18 protein-coding genes are annotated in these 17,269 nt (G+C 28.8%); 8 read left to right on the forward strand and 10 right to left on the reverse strand.

Annotated features, from left to right (window positions below; genetic code table 11):
* Positions 1 to 201 (forward strand): hypothetical protein (locus tag L3J35_05495; GenBank protein ID MCF6365640.1); only part of this gene is annotated, 201 nt, incomplete at its 5' end.
* Positions 202 to 400: 199 nt separating this feature from the next.
* Here L3J35_05495 and L3J35_05500 read toward each other — a convergent pair.
* From L3J35_05500 to L3J35_05520, 5 genes are all read right to left on the reverse strand, one after another.
* A complete protein-coding gene (locus L3J35_05500) occupies positions 401 to 1,615 on the reverse strand; it encodes an AAA family ATPase (GenBank protein ID MCF6365641.1) in 1,215 nt (404 codons plus the stop codon).
* A 230-nt stretch (positions 1,616 to 1,845) separates the two neighbouring features.
* The gene (locus tag L3J35_05505) at positions 1,846 to 2,202 is read right to left on the reverse strand and encodes a hypothetical protein (GenBank protein MCF6365642.1); all 357 of its coding nucleotides are present in this window, start codon (positions 2,200 to 2,202) and stop codon (positions 1,846 to 1,848) included.
* Positions 2,203 to 2,216: 14 nt separating this feature from the next.
* A complete protein-coding gene (locus L3J35_05510) occupies positions 2,217 to 3,131 on the reverse strand; it encodes a hypothetical protein (protein ID MCF6365643.1) in 915 nt (304 codons plus the stop codon).
* Between the two features lie 5 nt (positions 3,132 to 3,136).
* Complete coding sequence (locus tag L3J35_05515) at positions 3,137 to 4,189, reverse strand: hypothetical protein (protein ID MCF6365644.1); 1,053 nt, start codon at positions 4,187 to 4,189, stop codon at positions 3,137 to 3,139.
* 226 nt (positions 4,190 to 4,415) lie between these two features.
* Positions 4,416 to 4,970: a hypothetical protein gene (locus L3J35_05520; protein MCF6365645.1), complete on the reverse strand. Its 555-nt coding sequence runs from the start codon at positions 4,968 to 4,970 to the stop codon at positions 4,416 to 4,418.
* A gap of 194 nt (positions 4,971 to 5,164) precedes the next feature.
* Here L3J35_05520 and L3J35_05525 point away from each other — a divergent pair, with 194 nt between their 5' ends.
* Genes L3J35_05525 through L3J35_05535 form a run of 3 tightly spaced genes read left to right on the forward strand, consistent with a single transcriptional unit; the run spans position 5,165 to position 7,181 of the window.
* Positions 5,165 to 6,133, forward strand: a complete 969-nt coding sequence (locus L3J35_05525; GenBank protein MCF6365646.1) for a chorismate synthase — start codon at positions 5,165 to 5,167, stop codon at positions 6,131 to 6,133.
* Positions 6,134 to 6,139: 6 nt separating this feature from the next.
* Positions 6,140 to 6,700, forward strand: coding sequence for a manganese efflux pump MntP family protein (locus tag L3J35_05530; protein ID MCF6365647.1), 561 nt, complete (start codon positions 6,140 to 6,142; stop codon positions 6,698 to 6,700).
* 34 nt (positions 6,701 to 6,734) lie between these two features.
* Complete coding sequence (locus L3J35_05535) at positions 6,735 to 7,181, forward strand: GNAT family N-acetyltransferase (GenBank protein ID MCF6365648.1); 447 nt, start codon at positions 6,735 to 6,737, stop codon at positions 7,179 to 7,181.
* A 59-nt stretch (positions 7,182 to 7,240) separates the two neighbouring features.
* On the opposite strand, the gene L3J35_05540 is transcribed toward L3J35_05535, so the two are convergent.
* Positions 7,241 to 7,624, reverse strand: a complete 384-nt coding sequence (locus L3J35_05540) for a class II SORL domain-containing protein (GenBank protein MCF6365649.1) — start codon at positions 7,622 to 7,624, stop codon at positions 7,241 to 7,243.
* 112 nt (positions 7,625 to 7,736) lie between these two features.
* Positions 7,737 to 9,902: an HD domain-containing protein gene (locus L3J35_05545; protein ID MCF6365650.1), complete on the reverse strand. Its 2,166-nt coding sequence runs from the start codon at positions 9,900 to 9,902 to the stop codon at positions 7,737 to 7,739.
* 84 nt (positions 9,903 to 9,986) lie between these two features.
* Between L3J35_05545 and L3J35_05550 the strand changes: the two genes are divergently transcribed.
* Complete coding sequence (locus tag L3J35_05550; GenBank protein ID MCF6365651.1) at positions 9,987 to 10,409, forward strand: hypothetical protein; 423 nt, start codon at positions 9,987 to 9,989, stop codon at positions 10,407 to 10,409.
* Between the two features lie 61 nt (positions 10,410 to 10,470).
* Here the strand turns inward: L3J35_05550 and L3J35_05555 are convergent, their stop codons facing one another.
* Complete coding sequence (locus L3J35_05555; GenBank protein ID MCF6365652.1) at positions 10,471 to 12,126, reverse strand: Zn-dependent hydrolase; 1,656 nt, start codon at positions 12,124 to 12,126, stop codon at positions 10,471 to 10,473.
* Positions 12,127 to 12,250: 124 nt separating this feature from the next.
* Here L3J35_05555 and L3J35_05560 point away from each other — a divergent pair, with 124 nt between their 5' ends.
* Complete coding sequence (locus L3J35_05560; GenBank protein ID MCF6365653.1) at positions 12,251 to 12,652, forward strand: Rrf2 family transcriptional regulator; 402 nt, start codon at positions 12,251 to 12,253, stop codon at positions 12,650 to 12,652.
* A gap of 30 nt (positions 12,653 to 12,682) precedes the next feature.
* On the opposite strand, the gene L3J35_05565 is transcribed toward L3J35_05560, so the two are convergent.
* Positions 12,683 to 14,776 carry a carboxy terminal-processing peptidase gene (locus L3J35_05565; GenBank protein ID MCF6365654.1) on the reverse strand — a complete coding sequence of 698 codons (2,094 nt, stop codon included), beginning with the start codon at positions 14,774 to 14,776 and terminating at the stop codon, positions 12,683 to 12,685.
* A 79-nt stretch (positions 14,777 to 14,855) separates the two neighbouring features.
* On the opposite strand from L3J35_05565, the gene L3J35_05570 reads away from it, so the two are divergent.
* Positions 14,856 to 15,347: a DNA-deoxyinosine glycosylase gene (locus L3J35_05570; protein MCF6365655.1), complete on the forward strand. Its 492-nt coding sequence runs from the start codon at positions 14,856 to 14,858 to the stop codon at positions 15,345 to 15,347.
* Position 15,348: 1 nt separating this feature from the next.
* A complete protein-coding gene (gene fmt, locus L3J35_05575) occupies positions 15,349 to 16,311 on the forward strand; it encodes a methionyl-tRNA formyltransferase (protein ID MCF6365656.1) in 963 nt (320 codons plus the stop codon).
* Between the two features lie 4 nt (positions 16,312 to 16,315).
* On the opposite strand, the gene miaA is transcribed toward fmt, so the two are convergent.
* Positions 16,316 to 17,239 (reverse strand): tRNA (adenosine(37)-N6)-dimethylallyltransferase MiaA, encoded by a 924-nt coding sequence (miaA, locus tag L3J35_05580; GenBank protein MCF6365657.1) that lies wholly within the window; start codon positions 17,237 to 17,239, stop codon positions 16,316 to 16,318.
* Positions 17,240 to 17,269 lie beyond the last annotated feature (30 nt).

The following is a 17,269-nucleotide window of genomic DNA, read 5'->3' on the forward strand; positions in this document are numbered from 1 at the left end:
GAATGGATTGAAAATATCCTACATGGTGTTGCAACAAAATATTTACAAAACTATTTAAACTGGTTTAGGTTTAAGGAAATATATAAGGGAGTTGATATTATCAAGGAAATGATTAATAGTGCTCTTGACCCGACAGGCTATCTGAAATATCAAAATATTGAAGTTAATTATGCAATGTTTATTAAATCACAGAATATTTAAACCATAGCCTTGCTTTTTCATATGATATTATCTCGTTTTAAACTAAAAGCATCTTATTTTGGGGTAATTTACCCTGAAAAATTGTTTTATTTTGACTTTGTAAAAAATATTGAAATTTTAACAAATATATATTGGGCTGACAATCAATAAAATATAAAAAATTCACATAAGGGATAAAGTATTATAATATTTTTTAATTTTAATATAAAAAACCGAATAACCATAAAGGAATCTTATTTGCAAATCCTGTTTCAATATTATCAATTGAAAGAAACGAATTTTCAATATTCTTAATTTGTTTATTATCCTTATTTTTTCCGCCAATTTCAAACGTATATTTATTATCTATCAAGAAATCACTGCTTTTAGTATAATTAACAACATGTTTATATCGTAATTGATTCATAAAAAAAGTTTCTCTTTGAGTTCCTCTATTTATATTGTTTTTATCAATTGCAAAGGCTAAATTTGTATTATTTAAAAATATTTTTTGCGGCTTACTAAAAATTCTATTACCGATTACTTTTGCTCCGAGCGTATTAATAAGTTCTGCTTTTTCCAGCAAATTAAAATATTTAATTAATGTTCTTTGATCTGTAATATACAGTTTATTTGAAATATCACTTAAATTTACCGAATACGGAACAGTAGTTGCAACTGAAAATAATAATTGTTTTAATTTGGACAATGTTTCATATGAAATATCCGAAACATAAGGAATGTCAGTTTCTATAACAACATTAATAATATCTGCTAATCTGTCATTATATTTTTCGGAACTTTCAATAAAAAAAGGATAATAACCGGTTTGTAAATATTGTTTAAATTCCGGTAATATTTTTATTTTATTTATAATTTCATTACTGATATCTTGATGATTACTTATAAGTTCACTTAAAGAAAAAGATTTAAAATCTATTTCTCGATAAAATTGTAAATATTCTCTAAAAGACAATCCATTAAGAGAGTAAGAAGATTTTCTGCGACTTAAATCACCTTTACTTTGATATAATTGCAAAATCGAAGAACCTGAATATACTACAAATAAATCCGGTATAGTATCATATATATTTTTTAACTCTTGTGCCCAGTCAAGTTCTTTTTGCTTCTGAGGATATTTATGAACCTCATCAATAAATAAATATTGTCCGCCGTATTTAAAATACTCTTCGGCAGTTTCAAATAATTGGTTTTTATAAAAATAAGGAATATCTAATGAAATATACAAAACATTGTTACCCGTATCACTTAATTCTTTCGCCTTTTGAAGCATTAATGTTGTCTTACCCACACCTCTTGCCCCTTTAATTTCAATTAACTTTTCATTCCAATTAATTTGAGTAAATAAACTTCTTTTAAAATTTAATTTAACAGATTTTAATAACCTGTTGCTTATTTCGTGTAATTGTTCCATTTATCTTTTTTACAAAGATAAACAATTTTGTAATTAATTACAAACTAATTTAGCAGAAACATGTAATGTATTACAATTTATTTGCAATTCTTTTCTGCGTTATGTACAGCTTTTCAACACCATATATTTTAACATTTGAATCTATATTTTAAAACCATATTAAGTAAAAACTTGTTAATTAGAAATATAAGCGATAAAAAAATACGATTATAAAATATTTAATATTCATTTCATTTTTTTACTTTACTAAACTTAAAACCTTTTGGTGCTTTTTGAGAAATCTTTTTATGGTATGGGCTAATATAAATTGTTGCAATTTTTTCTTTAGCTACTGAAATAATATAAGCATCAATCGGATTCTCAATATTATTAACACTCATAGAACCTCTCCTTTTAAATTCAATTTTATTTCCATCATTTGTTATCAGTCTTTTTAGGTAAACCGTGCTTCCAAAAACACTATTAACCGGTACCGGATTTGTAATTTCAATTCCAAATTCTCCGAATCCTTCGGGTATAATATCTAAATCCGTCCCTTGTGGATTTTCATCTGACATTAGTTTCATTAGTTCCATTAATTCTTTCATTTTATAATTTTTTGTTATTTTATAATAAATTTTTCAATTCTTGTTTTTGTATATTCCGGCAAATCGGAATTGTAAAGCTTAAATGAGTTAACATTCATTTCTGTAAACCATTTTGTCAAATATGCTTTTATTACATCTTCATCATTTTTATGTTGAGGTGAAGGATTAATTTCTAAAACCAAAATGTCAAGATTGTTCAAATCGTTACGTGTTGTAATATAGCCATAATCATCTTTTGTAATTTTTTCTTCCCAATTTGAATTTCGTAAATTATTTGATTTTATCAATTTTGGGAGTAAATACGAAGTCCTATTTTTTTGTTTATCTCTTGTATCAAAATGATATAAATAACCATCAGTTATAAGAACTAATATATTTCTGTAATTCTCATCTTGCTCTATACAATAATCTACAACATCATTCTTAAAAAAGCGCCAAGTGTCAGAACCGAGATATTTCTTTGTTTCAAGTGTTTTCGTATATATTTTTGATAAATTACCTTTAAAACTTGATGAAATATTATTAAATATTTGTTTTTTTTCTTTTGGGCTTCTAATTTTTGACAAATCAATACTCAATTTTGAAGCAACGGTATTTACCTCGCTATCTTGAGGACGTGGGCTAAATATAACTTTTAATTTCCCTTTTGTATTAAAAGCACCCTTACTTTCCATATCTTGCTTAAATAATTCAGTAAAATAATTAACAATTTCAATATCTCTTTCAAAATGTTCCGGGCTTGCGGGATATTTTGTAGGTTCTATCCTATCTGATAGATCTAACAAAATTGTAATATTTAATTGCTTCTCTTTTTTAGTATCTACAATGTTAGTATCACTTGTGGTTTCTTCGCCTGAACTGTTGCCGTTCCCGCAACTATACAAACTTAACAAAATAATTGGTATTATATAAAACTGTATCTTTCTCATAATAATTAATTTACGTTATGTATTTTAAATTCTCTAATATTTATTTTAATAAATTCATCTGCTTTAAATGTTGCTTCATCAATTCTTATTTGGTCTAATTTATTCGCATTCATCCATTCTAACCAACCTCCTAAGAATTCATGTAATATTTTGTCAAACTCTGTTGTATCTATTATTACTCCATTAATTTTACCTTGCAGATTCTTTATAATTTTTTTAATCTCTGAAATATCATCAAATAATTTTCCAACTTTTAATCTTTTTGTATTTAAATCATCTTTTATATATGATATTTCCCTTTCTCTTGCTTTAATTTCTTGTTTTATTACATCAAGTTTGTCATATGCTGCTATAGTAAAATCGAAAACAAATCCCCAAATAATATAAACTACAAAACCTGCAAAAATAATTAACCAAAAATTTACAGATTTAAAAGCAAGATCAAAATTATATTCAGGCAAGTCTTGAAAACTATTACCAACCTTTATATTATATATCTTTTCTGTTATTTCATAAGCTAAAATTGCATCAAATACAAAAGTCACTAGAATTAAAGCTATAATCTGAAAATACTTTTTTAATCCTTTACCTTTTTGAAATTGGTGTATCAAAAATCCCATACCAATAAAAACAAAAGGCATAGAAATAATAAGTATTAACTCTGTAACCCCATCTTTATATGCTTCTGAAATTGCATTTGGGTCAAATATTGAACTTGCAACACCTAAATCACTTAAAGAAAATGATTTAAAGAAGGCTGAAAAAGATGCTGAACTATAAAAAATAAATAGGTAAATTGTTAAAACAAGTAAAATTAACAAGCCAATAACAAATCCAACTTTACTCAATTTATCTGGCATCACTAAAATAGAGTTCTTTCTAATTTCGTTTATTTCTCTTTTTAATTCCTCAATTTTATTTTCTTTTTCGGGTATGATTCTTTTTTCAATATGTCCAATTTTATCCTCTTTATCCTCTTTTTGCTCTTTATTAGAATTAAGTTCTGCAATTAATGGTTCTTTTAATCTATTTTGTGTATTCTCATCTCGTTGAACCATTTGTTTATGGTCTTCTCTTATTAATGCTAAACAAGCAAGTAAACCGGTATTTGCACCGTTTAATTTTTTTGCTTTATCAAAACCCCAGTTTTCATAGGATATTTTTTTTGGTTTATTTGTTTTATTATCAAACTTTTTTTCTTCAATATTCCTTGTATTTGTCAAATTGTTATTGTTAATTTTTGTCTTTAAACTTTCTTTTAATTTACTAAATTTCGTCATAATCTTAGCTATTTAATAGTTTGTCAATTTCTTTATGTAATTGATCGTTCGTTAAGTCATTTTTTGCAATATCCAATAACCATTCTGTTAATTCGTTTGCTGTTTCACCTATAAACCCAAATTTATTACAAAAATCTAATAATGAAATGCGTTCTCTATCATCTACTTTACCGTCTGCCCAAATAATTCTTGCAAAATCAAACAAATATTCAATTTTTATAATAATATCATCCGGGATTGTAAATGGAACATTAGTTGGTTTAATGATAATTTGTTCAAATTCATTTTTACTAATACCTTTACTTTCTGCTATTGAGATAATTGTTTCCATTTCTTTTTCATCAAATTCTGCATCACTCATAGCAATTAGATACATATTTAATAAATGGCTCTTCAACTCTTTTGTAAGCATATCTTTTATTAAGTTTAAGTTCACTTCCAATTCCCAAAAAGCAAATTCATAAAAAAAGAGGCGTGGGAACTGTAACAAATCTGAAATCGAGGTATCCCCATACCCACATTGACAAATAAGAACAGCCCACGCCATAGGCGTGAGCATTAATCTTATTTCTTGTCAATGATAAAAAAATAGGGATTTTCGATTTCAAGAAAATAAGCTAACGCTTTTATCTTTAATTATTTTTATTTATGTCATAATATTTGTTTTTTTGTTGTTTCTGTAAAAGTATATTTTTTGTTCTTTAAAACCTAATAATTATTGTTTTTACTAATTGAATTTACAAAATTTAATTTATGAACACATTCGGACAAATTTTCAAAATACAAATCTTCGGAGAATCGCACGGTGATTCTGTCGGTGTGGTAATTGACGGTTGCCCTGCCGGAATTTCAATAAAAGAAGAAGACTTTAAACATGATTTATTAAGACGTAAAAGCGGTGCAAAAGGAACAACTTCTCGAAAAGAAGAGGATAAACCTCAAATTATCAGTGGGATATACAATAACTTTTCAACCGGTGCTCCGATAACGGTTCTTTTTAAAAATACAAATACCCGTTCTTCCGATTATAATTTCAGAAATCATCCCAGACCGGGACATGCCGATTTTACAGCCGATAAAAAATACAATTCATATAATGACGACAGGGGAGGTGGTCATTTTTCGGGAAGATTAACTGTAGCACTTGTTGCTGCCGGTGTAATTGCAAAAAAGATTATTTCAAAAATTACAATAAAAGCAAAACTGACGGAAGCAGGAGGAAGTACAAATATTAATGAAGCCGTTGACGAAGCAATACAATCAAAAAACTCAATCGGCGGTATTATCGAATGCAGAGCAAGCAATATTCCTGTCGGTTTAGGCGAACCGTTTTTTAATTCAGTTGAATCTTTAATAAGTCATGCAATTTTTTCAATCCCGGGTATAAAAGGCATTGAATTCGGCAGCGGTTTTGAAGCCGCAAGAATGAAAGGTTCCGACCATAATGATTTGATTATTAACAAATCAGGCGAAACAAAAACCAATCATGCAGGGGGCATAAACGGAGGCATTACAAACGGAAATGACTTATTTTTTAAAGTTGCGGTAAAACCGACTTCAAGCATTTCTATTCCGCAAGAAACCTATAATTTTGAATCAAATAAAATTGAAACATTAGAAATTAAAGGCAGGCATGATGCCTGTTTCGCACTCAGAGTTCCCGTAATTGTTGAAGCAGTTACGGCTTGTGTTTTGGCAGATTTGTTTTTAATTTCGAATTAATAAAAAGTGGATTTTATTTCAATCATAATCATAGCAATCGGATTGTCTGCCGACAGCTTTGCAGTTTCGGTTTCAAACGGAATAAGCAAAAATATGCTTAAATTTAAACATATTTTTTTGATTGCTGTTTTGTTTGCTTTTTTTCAGGCAGGAATGCCTTTAATAGGTTGGTTTGCCGGAAACGGTTTTTCTGAATACATTAAAACAACCGATCATTGGATTGCTTTTGTTTTATTAAGTTTTATCGGAATAAAAATGATTTACGAAAGTTATAAATCAAAAGAAAATCAAGAAAAATCAGGATTTAATTTTTTAACAATTACGGCACAAGCAATTGCTACAAGCATTGATGCTTTGATTATAGGAATAAGCTTTGCATTTATTGATGTTTCAATTTATTCGGCAATATTAATTATAGGAATTTCCACTTTCATATTTTCACTCGTAGGTTTTGGCTTCGGAAAAAAATACGGAAAAAAAGTTTCAAAACATGCCGAACTTATCGGCGGAATTATATTAATTTTACTCGGGATTAAAATATTGATTGAGCATCTATTTTTTCATTAAATTCATTTTCACATAATATATATAATAAATTACAATGATTTTCAGACAAGCAAAAGAACAAGAACGAAACGTAATCGCCGGTTTTCAGCAAAAAATGGCATTAGAAACGGAAAACTATCATTTAAATATTGAAACTGTTTTAGAAGGAGTTCAGGCTGTTTTTGATGACTCGAAAAAAGGAAAATATTATATTGTTGAAGAAGACGAAAAAGTTATTGCATCATTGCTCACAACTTTTGAATGGAGCGATTGGCGAAACAGTTTTGTAATTTGGATTCAATCGGTTTATGTGTTGCCGCAATACAGAGCAAAAGGCGTTTTTAAATTAATGTATAACGAGATTAAAAAGATTGTTTCTGAAAATCCTAACTATTCCGGAATTCGCCTTTATGTTGATAAAACAAATACAAATGCCCAAAAAGTTTACACAAAAATAGGAATGCAAGGCGAACATTACAGTTTGTTTGAAGATATGGAATAAAAAACCCGATTCATAAAATGAACCGGGCATCCTAATTACTAATTCTACTATTATGAAAACTACTCAGCTGCTACTTCTTTCACTTCACTTTGCCACAAACCGTGTTTAGTGCAGTAAGCCATTGCAGTTAATTTTAAATTACTTTTCGTAGGAACAATATAGAAGTCAACTTCTGCATGTCCTGAAACGTTACCGAATGTTCCCGGAGGAAAGCTTGTTTGAGCTAACATTGTTTCTCCGCTCCATAATTGAATATATTTAATGAAGTGGTCAAAATCATCCGGATGCGAATATTCATTTCCCATTTGTACTTTTACTTTAAATTTTTCACCTTTTTTTGCTTTATCATCACAATGAATAAAAGGTGAATGTCTGTCAATATAGTCTTTTTTTGCTTCTCTTTCTACTTGACTTATATCTTGATATTGATTAATTTTTGCCATTTTACTTTCTTATTAAGATTAAAAGATACTTTTATGTTTATTTATACATTTGCAAATATAAAACAAAAAATATTAATATGCAAGCTTATTTAGAATTATTTTAAATAATATTTTATTTATGAAAAACGGTCTTAATATTTTTTAATATTTTAAGCCTGTTTATCAAATCAATCATTTGTTTTTTATTATTTACTTTCGCAATTACATTTCCTTCAAACATACTGTTTTTTAATGATTTAAGAGATATTGCCTGCATTTTCAAATTAAATTCTTTTGTAATAATATCTGAAATAACAGATGTAATTCCCGTAAAATCTTTACCTGAAATATAAATATTTGCAGAAAAAGACGAATTAATATCAGAAATATTCCATTTTGCTTTTACTGCCCTGTAAGGATACCTTCCCAACATATCTTTTGCATTAGGGCAAGTTTTTTTATGAATTCTTGTTCCTTTATTAACTGTTACAAATCCGAAAATATCTTCACCGGGCAAAGGGTTGCAACACTTAGATAATGTATAATCTAAATCAGAAATATTTTCATCAATTAATAAAAAATCACCGTAATTAACATCTTCCTTTTCTTGACTTCCGGTATCAGTTTTAATTTCAGTAATTATTTCGTCTTCAATTGTTTTTTTCTTTTCAAAAGCTTGTTTTATTTTTGAAATATCAACTGTACCCTCTCCTACACTATGATAAAATTCAACTGCTGTTTTAAAATTAAAATGGTCAGTAAGAAGTTCAATGTTTTTTTCGGAAAATCCGAATTTTAAACGTTCCAGTTTTTCTTTAATAATATCTTTACCGCTTTCTGCTCTGTTAAAAGTTATTGATTTTAATGCTCTTTTAATTTTATTTTTAGTCCTTGTACCTTTTGCTATATCAAGCCATTCAGTATTAGGTTTTTTATTTTTATTTGTTAAAATTTTTACGGTATCTCCATTTTTAAGGATATAAGATAAAGGCTGAATTTTATTATTGACAACAGCTCCCGAGCAAGTTTCGCCTACTTTTGTATGAACGGAAAAAGCAAAATCCAGAACTGTATAATCTTTTTTAAGACTTTTTAAATCACCTTCCGGTGTAAAAACTAATATTTCTTCTGAATATAATTGACTTTTAGAACTTTCGTCCGTTTCGTTTTCATAATCTCCTGCATTTTCAAGTGTTTCTCGTATTTTTGCCAACCAATTATTGCTGCCGCCTTCTTTTCCTGTTTTATATCTCCAATGTGCAGCAGGTCCTTTTTCAGCAACTTCATCCATTCGTTCGGTTCTTATTTGAACTTCAACCCATTTATTTTCAGCACCTAAAACCGTTGTGTGCAAAGATTCATACCCGCTTAATTTCGGTGAAGAAATCCAATCTCGAAGTCGTTTTGGATTAGGTTTATACAAATCGGTAATAATTGAGTACACATTCCAACAAACAGATTTTTCATTATTAAAGTCAGATTTTAAAATAATTCTTATCGCAAATAAATCATAAACTTCTTCAAACGGAACATTTTGCGATTTCATTTTATTCCAAATTGAGTGAATAGATTTCGGTCTGCCTTTTATGGTAAAATTATAACCGGCTTCTTTTAATACTTTTTTTAACGGAGTAATAAAACTTTCAATATATGTGTCTCTTGTTGCCTTTGTTTCTTTAAGTTTTTTTGCTATAAAACGATACATATCTTCCTCCGAATATTTCATCGTTTTTTCTTCAAACTCGGTTTTTATATTGTATAAACCGATTCGGTGTGCCAGCGGTGTATATATAGCTTTAGATTTATTGATAATTGAAGCTTTTTCTTCTTCATTATATTCATCAATATGTCTTATTTTATACAACTCAGCGGCAAGCATAATTAAAATTGCTCTTACATCGTCCGTAACCGTCAATAAAAATTTTATAAATTGTTCTGCTTGTTTATCAATTTTTTCTGTTTTAAGAATCGGGATTTTATATAAACCCGTAAGAATTTTTAATACATTAGTACCATATTCATTTTTAATATATTCAGAATCTATGTCTTCTTTTTTATAAAAACTGTAAAAAACGGCAGCAATTAAAGTGTTCACACCACCTCCGGTATCATTTATTATAATATTGCAAATTTCGGAAGTATATTCTGAATTATTCTTAATTATATTTTTATCGCTGCCGGATAAAAGATTTAAGACTTTATATATTTTTTCCTTGCTTTCCCTATTATCAAACTTATCGGCAAATTTGATTAATTCGGCAAATTGAAATTTAATATTCTTGTTAATTGTTTCTTGCATTATATTTCTCCGGTGTTATTAAGTAAGATACAGGATTTAAAATATTTTTTTAACTTTGCAATTCTGTTTTATAAAACAGTATTTATGAAAAACACTTTTTACATTATTTTATTATCTTCTTTTATGTTTATTTCTTTTAAAAAAGATGATAATAAAAATTTTGAAGCAAAATTAGCAGATATTCAATATTATTCGGTTAATAAATGTAATTCTGATGAGCATATATACGTAATGGTATTGTATGAAGTTAATTATAAGAACCTTGCTTCACTAAAGATGAAACATGAGTTTGACGGAAAAATAAGTACCTGTTCTCCCGTAATCGAAACTGATAAAAAAGGGAATGTTGTTTATGGTTTCTGTTGTTCAAAAAATGATAACAAAACATTTACAACAAAATTTATTTCTCCGAAAGGAAGAGTAAGCAATAATGTTTTTGTGAAAATAGACTTTTCTGTTGCTGAAATTATCTCAGGAACACCTCCGCTTACAAAAAAAATCGATTGATTGCCTAAAAAAACTTCCCGTAAGCAGAGCTCAGGGAAGTTTATGCTGTGATTTTACTTTTTTACAATCCCAGTTCTTTTAAACCTTGCTCAAATACAATATCTACCGGTATTCCTGCTTCGTTTACTTTTTCTAAATCTTTTTTTAATTCTTCTCCGATTTTCCCTTTTTCTTCAATCCATTTTTTTGCTTCTGCATAATTTCCGTCTCCTTGAATAACTAAAATCTTTTCTGTTAAAGAATTCATTGCTTCTTTCATCTTTTCAAAGTTTACGCTGTATTGTCCGGTTTCGGTATCCTTAGAGAAAGCACCCATTTCTTTAAAATAAAAGAAACGTAACATATTTGCTTTTCCGTGGGAACTTGAAACTCCGAATCTTACAGAGCGAAAAATTCCTGCCATAAATGTAACATAGTTATCCATTAAGTCTTTTTCGGGAAATTCTCCGTCATCAAATAATTTTGTTACAAAAAATAATCCGAGGATATCAGCCTTCCCTTCTTCTATTGTTGTTGCATATTCTTTTAAAGCATCGCCTACGGTTTTTGTTTTATCATTCAGCAAATACTTAATACCCAGCCCATGAGCTGTTTCATGAAACATTGTATTTTCAAAAAATGCATCAAAAGTTATATGTTTTTGTTGTTCTTCTGCAATTAACACTTTACTGATGGGAATTAAAATTTTATCGAATTTTGCTTGCATTGCATTTTTTAATTGTAATCTTCTGCTGCCTTTTGCAAGGTGAACTCTTTTATCATTCGGTAAGTTGATGGCAATAGTTTTGCTGCCGGCATTACAATCACCTGCATAATAAACTACGTCATAAGCTCCTAAGTCAGAATTTCTTCCGGGAACTTCTTGCTTATATTCTTCGGTAACAGGTAATGCTTTTTGCATATCAGGCAACATAGCAGCATATTTTGCTAATTTATCACTCCAAACTTTATCTTTTATTAAAATAAATGCTTCATGTGCTGCTTTATAACCATACAGGGCATCTTCATAATTTTCAATAGGACCTACAACAAAATCTATATCATTGTTCTTCATATCCATCCAAGCCATATCGCTTTCTAAATAATCATCAGTAAGTAATGCTTCGGCTCTTAAATTTAAATAATTTTTAAAGCCTTCGTCATCAGCTAACTCGGCAGCTTGTTTTAATAAGTCGGCTAATTTTTCTGTTTGCTCTTTATATGCATCGTGGTACCAAACAGTTTTTAATTTACCGTTTTCATCTCGTTGTATTAATGTGTATAACGAAGTTTTGTTTTTATCTTCAATATTTTCAAATTCTTCTTCGGTCATATCTGCAGGATAAAAATTTGCTCCTTTCGGTTTTTCGTTTATTCCTTCAATAAATGATTTATTTCCGTTAAGTCTTTCCCACGGTCCGTAATTTATTTCAAGAAATTTCTTTGTATATTCATCAATATTTTCCGTAAACAATTCTGTTTTATCTCCATAAGCTTGTGTCCAGTAGATTTCATTACAGATATCTGCCGCTTCAAACAACAAAGGTAACATTTGCTTCTGATTGTCAGAAAGATGCTCAGTATTTGCAGTTAATTTAAAGCTTATAAATTGCTCTGTTTTTGCTTTCATGGGATTATCATTTTCATTTGTTTGAACTTCTTGTTCGGTTTCTTTACATGCACCCAAAATAAAAAGAAATAATACTGTTGATACTAAGAAAAAAAGTTTGTTTTTCATTTTTTTAACTTTATGATTTATATTTTAATTGCAAATATATTGTTTTAATACTTAAATTTTGAAACTTTTTTAAATATATTGCGTATTCTAATATTAAAACTGTTTATTAACTAAAAAATAATATATGAGTTCAATAGTAAAATTTTCGGAAGCAGCTTCAATAGGGCTTCACGGAACGGTATTAATTGCAAAATCAGAAAATTTCCTAAATGTTAATAAAATTGCTGAGAAAATAGGAAGCTCTCGTCATCATGTAGCCAAAGTAATGCAACGCTTAGCAAAAGACGGATATATAAGGTCAATGAGAGGGCCTACGGGCGGTTTTGTATTACTTAAGAAACCTGAAAAAATCAGTTTTTTAGATGTCTATGAATCAGTAGAAGGAAAAGTTTCAACCAACGATGAATATTCAAATATTAAAGAAACAGAAGCAATTGATAAAAAGATATTAAAAGATATTACAAAAAAAATGACTCAAGATTTTATTAATTATATGAAAAAGCAACATATTTCTGATTATATTTAAAAAAAAATCCCGAATGTTTCGGGATTTTTTTTAGTTCATATCATTTATAATCCTGTATGATTCTTCAAGATAAATATCCTTTTTCAAATTTTTAATCCATGATTTTACTCTGTCAATTTTAATTGTATCAGAATAAACTTTGAGAGAATCTACTCTTGAAACATAAAATTTCAAACCGGAAATTCTTCTGTCTGCATTTCTAAATCGCTTATTTATTTTACTTTTATTTTCTTGTTCTTTTCTGTATTTATTTAGGTTCAACGTAAGTAATGTTTCGTCTTGCGACTTTTTTAAATAATCGGAATACTCATCAATAATAATAAATGATGTATCTGCCGAAACACGATTATTGCTTTTTTGTTTAATTTTCTCAAAATTAATATTTGTATTAAAAACAGAATATTCAGCTTTCGGAATTTCATCCCATTCAATAGGGTTATCCATGTCTTTTTCGCCCATATCCATCTTTGAATAAGCATCGGGTAAAACTATGTCAGGTTCTACTCCTTTTAATTGAGTTGCACCTCCGTTAATTCTGTAAAATTTTTGAATAGTGATTTTCAGATGCCCGAGAGGTTTTAAATCATCATTAGAACGTGTCATTTGGTCGAAGGGAATAAATCTTTGAACCGTTCCTTTTCCGAAAGTACTCTTACTTCCTACAATAACCCCTCTTGCGTAATCTTGAATTGCAGCAGCCATAATTTCAGAAGCCGAAGCACTGAATTCATTGACCATTACAAGCAATTTTCCGTCATATAAAGTACCGGCTTTTTTATCTTTTAATACTTCCGGCATACCGAATCTGCTTCTTACCTGAACAACAGGACCTTTATCTATAAACAAACCTACTATATCAATAGCATCAATTAACGAGCCGCCGCCGTTGCTTCTCAGGTCTATAATTATTCCTTCAATATCTTCTTTTTTAAGTTTCTCAACTTCTTTTTTTACGTCAACTGAGCTTCTGCGACCGTTTTTATCTTCAAAATCAGCATAAAATTGAGGTAAGTATATATATCCTATTTTTTTTCCTGAAATTGAATCTTGAATTACTATTGATTTTGCAAAAGTTTCTTCAAGAATAACAACATCCCTGATAATGGGAATGATATGGATGCTTCCGTCAGCTTTTTTTACGGTAAGCCTTACTTCTGTTCCTTTTTTTCCTCTTATCATTTTAATTGCTTCGTCAAGTCGCATATCAACAACATCAACAGGTTCATCAGCTCCTTGTGCAACTTTAAGAATTAAGTCGCCGACTTCAAGTTCCCCTTGTTTCCAACAAGCACTTCCGGCAACAATTCTTTCAACTTTAATATATGCATTAGGTTGCGAAAGTGTTGCACCTATTCCTTCTAATTTTCCGGAAATGCGAATATCGAAATTTTCTTTGTCTTTCGGAGGAAAATAACTTGTATGAGGATCAAAAAATCCGGCAACAGAATTAAAATACATTCTTAATAAATCTTTTTCATCTATTTTTGTCATTCTGTGATACCAATCTTCATAAGTTTTTTTAACTTCTTCCCTTGCTTTTTTTTCAAGTTCTTCAAATGTTTTTATTTCAATAGTTGTATCATTATCTTTTTTAGCTTTTTCCTGAATTTTAAGTTTTGTTGCTAACTTTGTCATTACGGAGTGCTTCAAATATTTCTCCCAATTTTGTTTTAATTCTTTTTTGCTTTCTGCAAAATTTCGTTTTTCAGAATCAATTTCAATAAATTCGTCTTCGGTAAAATCAAAAGGCTTTTTTAACGCAGCTTCAATATACTTATCAACTTCTTTAACCCTTTCAATATAAGTGTCTTTTGTTAATTTAAAAAAGGTAAAATCAGCATCTTTAACAGCTTCGTCAATTTTATATTTATATGCAGCAAATGTATTAATGTCAGATTGTAAGAAGAAGCGTTTGTTATAATCCATTTTTTCCAGATACAAATGAAAAACTTCTTCAGAGAACTCATTATCAAACTTATGTTCATAATAATGATATGTTCGCAAGCTTTGCTTCATTATTTCCAAAATCAATTTATTTTTTCTGTTATCATTATTGTCAGAAGTAAATGAAACAATAAATGAAAACAGTATAATTATATATATCGGAATATGTTTTTTTCTCATAATTTTTTATTTAACTAACGATAATTATTCATTTTATGTTTTGTAATATATTTTATAATTTTCGGAAATTTTATTAAATATGGAATTATTTTCATTTCCGTCGATTGTTAAACCGGATGCAAAGATATTAATTTTAGGAACAATGCCGGGAAAAACATCTTTAGAAATTAATGAATATTACGGCTACAAACATAATGTTTTTTGGAAAATAATGTTTGAACTTTTTGAAATTGAATATTCAAATAATTACAAAATAAAGAAAAGCTTACTTAAAAATAATAATATTGCACTTTGGGATACTTTGAAATATTGTGAAAGAAAGGGAAGTTTAGACTCAAATATTAAAAATGAAGAGATTAATGATTTTAATGTTTTTTTCTCGGAAGCCCGGAATATAAAAGCTGTTTTATTTAACGGAAAGTCGGCATATAATTTTTATAAAAAACATATAGGATTTAATGATGATTTCCGTTATTATTCTTTACCCTCAACAAGCCCTGCAAATGCAAGCATGAACTTTGAAACAAAATTGAAACATTGGTCAATAATTAAAACATTACTAAATGAGTAGCATAACAAAAAAAGATTTCAGAATAATTTTTATGGGAACTCCTGATTTTGCTGTTGAAAGTTTAAAGTCATTATATAAAAACCATTTTAATATTGTTGCGGTAATAACTGCTCCCGATAAACCTGCCGGCAGAGGAAAAAAAATACAAACTTCCGCAGTTAAAAAATATGCAGAAGAAAATAATCTCTTGATTTTGCAACCCGTAAATTTAAAAAATGAACAATTTATAAAAGAACTGCAAGAACTTAAAGCAGATTTACAAATTGTAGTTGCATTCAGAATGTTGCCGGAAGTTGTTTGGGCAATGCCTGAGTTCGGAACAATAAACATACATGCCTCTCTCCTGCCCGACTACAGAGGTGCAGCACCTATAAATCATGCAATAATAAACGGAGAAACAAAAACAGGTGTTACAAGTTTTTTTATTGAAAGGGAAATTGATACAGGAAAAATAATTTTTCAAAAAGAAGTTAAAATTTTACCGAATGAAAATGCAGGGCAATTGCATGATAAATTAATGACAGCAGGCGGAAAACTCATAGTTAAAACTGTAAATGCAATTATTAATAAAACCGTAAATCCTGTTTCACAGAAAACAGTTAATATTTCTGAAATAAAACCTGCGAATAAGATATTTAAACAAGATTGTGAAATTAACTTTAATCAAAACACAGTAGATGTTTATAATTTTATCAGAGGTTTAAGCCCGTATCCGGCTGCTTGGACAAAACTTACCGATAAAAACGGCAAAAATATTACTTTAAAAATATTTGCGACTGAAATGATTATTGAAAATCATTCAAATAAAGCAGGTAAAATAATATCAGACAATAAAACTTATATTAAAATCGCAACACCGAACGGCTACATAAACATTGCGGATTTACAGTTACAAGGAAAGAAAAGAATGCCCGTTAAAGATTTGTTAAATGGTTTTGACATTTCTGAATACATATTAAATTAGCAAATTACAATAAGCTTTTTATTCTTTTTATTTTTTCCTCAAGAGGAATATAACCGTCAATTTTATAAATTTTATGTCCGTCTTTTTCCATTTTTCTGAACCACGTCATTTGTCGTTTTGAGAACTGATGAATTGCAACTTCCAACTTATCAAACATTTCATCACGGCTTAATTCTCCGAGAATAAATTCCGTTATAAATTTATACTCCAAACCGTAATATTTTAAGGTCTCAACAGGAACATCTTTTTTAATTAATATTTCAACCTCCTCAATCATACCGTTTTGCAAACGCTCTCTTAATCTTTGCGTTATTCTTCTTCTTCGAGAATCTCGGTCAAACACAACTTGAATACTCAAACTGTTAATTTTAGGATAACTGAAATCAATTTCTTTATTTTTTTGATAATAAAGGGCAATTTCAACCGCTCTTATCAGTCTTTTTCTGTTTGATGTATCACTTCTGTTATGTAATTCTTTGTTTGTTTTTAAAATTTCAATTAATTCTTTATCTGTTTTTTTTTCTAATTCAGCTTTTAAACTTTCGCTGTGCGAAACATTAATCAATTTGTAGCCTTTCAGAACTGCATCAATATACATTCCTGTACCGCCGCTTAAAATCGGGAATTTGTTTCTGTTCTTAATATCTTGATAAACAGACAGAAAATCTTTCTGATACTCAAATACATTATATTTGTATCCTGCATCAACAATATCAATTAAATAATACGGAATTTGTTTTCCTTTAACGGTATAATCTTCCAAATCTTTGCCCGTAGCTATATCCATTCCTCTATATACTTGACGTGAATCAGCACTTATTATTTCTCCGTTTAATTCAGAAGCTAAATTTGCCGCTAATGAAGTTTTACCTCCGGCGGTTGCTCCGAGAATGGTAATTATATCGTATTTAGGCTCTTTATTTTTCAAGATTACAAAGATAATTATAAATTTGCAAGC

Source organism: Bacteroidales bacterium (assembly GCA_021648725.1).
In the GTDB taxonomy this organism is placed as follows: Bacteria; Bacteroidota; Bacteroidia; order Bacteroidales; family JAADGE01; genus JAADGE01.

Bases quoted from the DNA above. Each gene is read 5' to 3' on its own strand.
- L3J35_05535 (MCF6365648.1), top strand. From the start codon at position 6,735: ATGATTTTCAGACAAGCAAAAGAACAAGAACGAAACGTAATCGCCGGT.
- L3J35_05555 (MCF6365652.1), bottom strand. From the start codon at position 12,126: ATGAAAAACAAACTTTTTTTCTTAGTATCAACAGTATTATTTCTTTTT.
- L3J35_05515 (MCF6365644.1), bottom strand. From the start codon at position 4,189: ATGGTTCAACGAGATGAGAATACACAAAATAGATTAAAAGAACCATTA.
- L3J35_05500 (MCF6365641.1), bottom strand. From the start codon at position 1,615: ATGGAACAATTACACGAAATAAGCAACAGGTTATTAAAATCTGTTAAA.
- L3J35_05565 (MCF6365654.1), bottom strand. From the start codon at position 14,776: ATGAGAAAAAAACATATTCCGATATATATAATTATACTGTTTTCATTT.
- L3J35_05550 (MCF6365651.1), top strand. From the start codon at position 9,987: ATGAAAAACACTTTTTACATTATTTTATTATCTTCTTTTATGTTTATT.
- L3J35_05540 (MCF6365649.1), bottom strand. From the start codon at position 7,624: ATGGCAAAAATTAATCAATATCAAGATATAAGTCAAGTAGAAAGAGAA.
- L3J35_05525 (MCF6365646.1), top strand. From the start codon at position 5,165: ATGAACACATTCGGACAAATTTTCAAAATACAAATCTTCGGAGAATCG.
- L3J35_05545 (MCF6365650.1), bottom strand. From the start codon at position 9,902: ATGCAAGAAACAATTAACAAGAATATTAAATTTCAATTTGCCGAATTA.
- L3J35_05505 (MCF6365642.1), bottom strand. From the start codon at position 2,202: ATGAAAGAATTAATGGAACTAATGAAACTAATGTCAGATGAAAATCCA.
- L3J35_05520 (MCF6365645.1), bottom strand. From the start codon at position 4,970: ATGCTCACGCCTATGGCGTGGGCTGTTCTTATTTGTCAATGTGGGTAT.
- L3J35_05510 (MCF6365643.1), bottom strand. From the start codon at position 3,131: ATGAGAAAGATACAGTTTTATATAATACCAATTATTTTGTTAAGTTTG.
- L3J35_05570 (MCF6365655.1), top strand. From the start codon at position 14,856: ATGGAATTATTTTCATTTCCGTCGATTGTTAAACCGGATGCAAAGATA.
- L3J35_05560 (MCF6365653.1), top strand. From the start codon at position 12,251: ATGAGTTCAATAGTAAAATTTTCGGAAGCAGCTTCAATAGGGCTTCAC.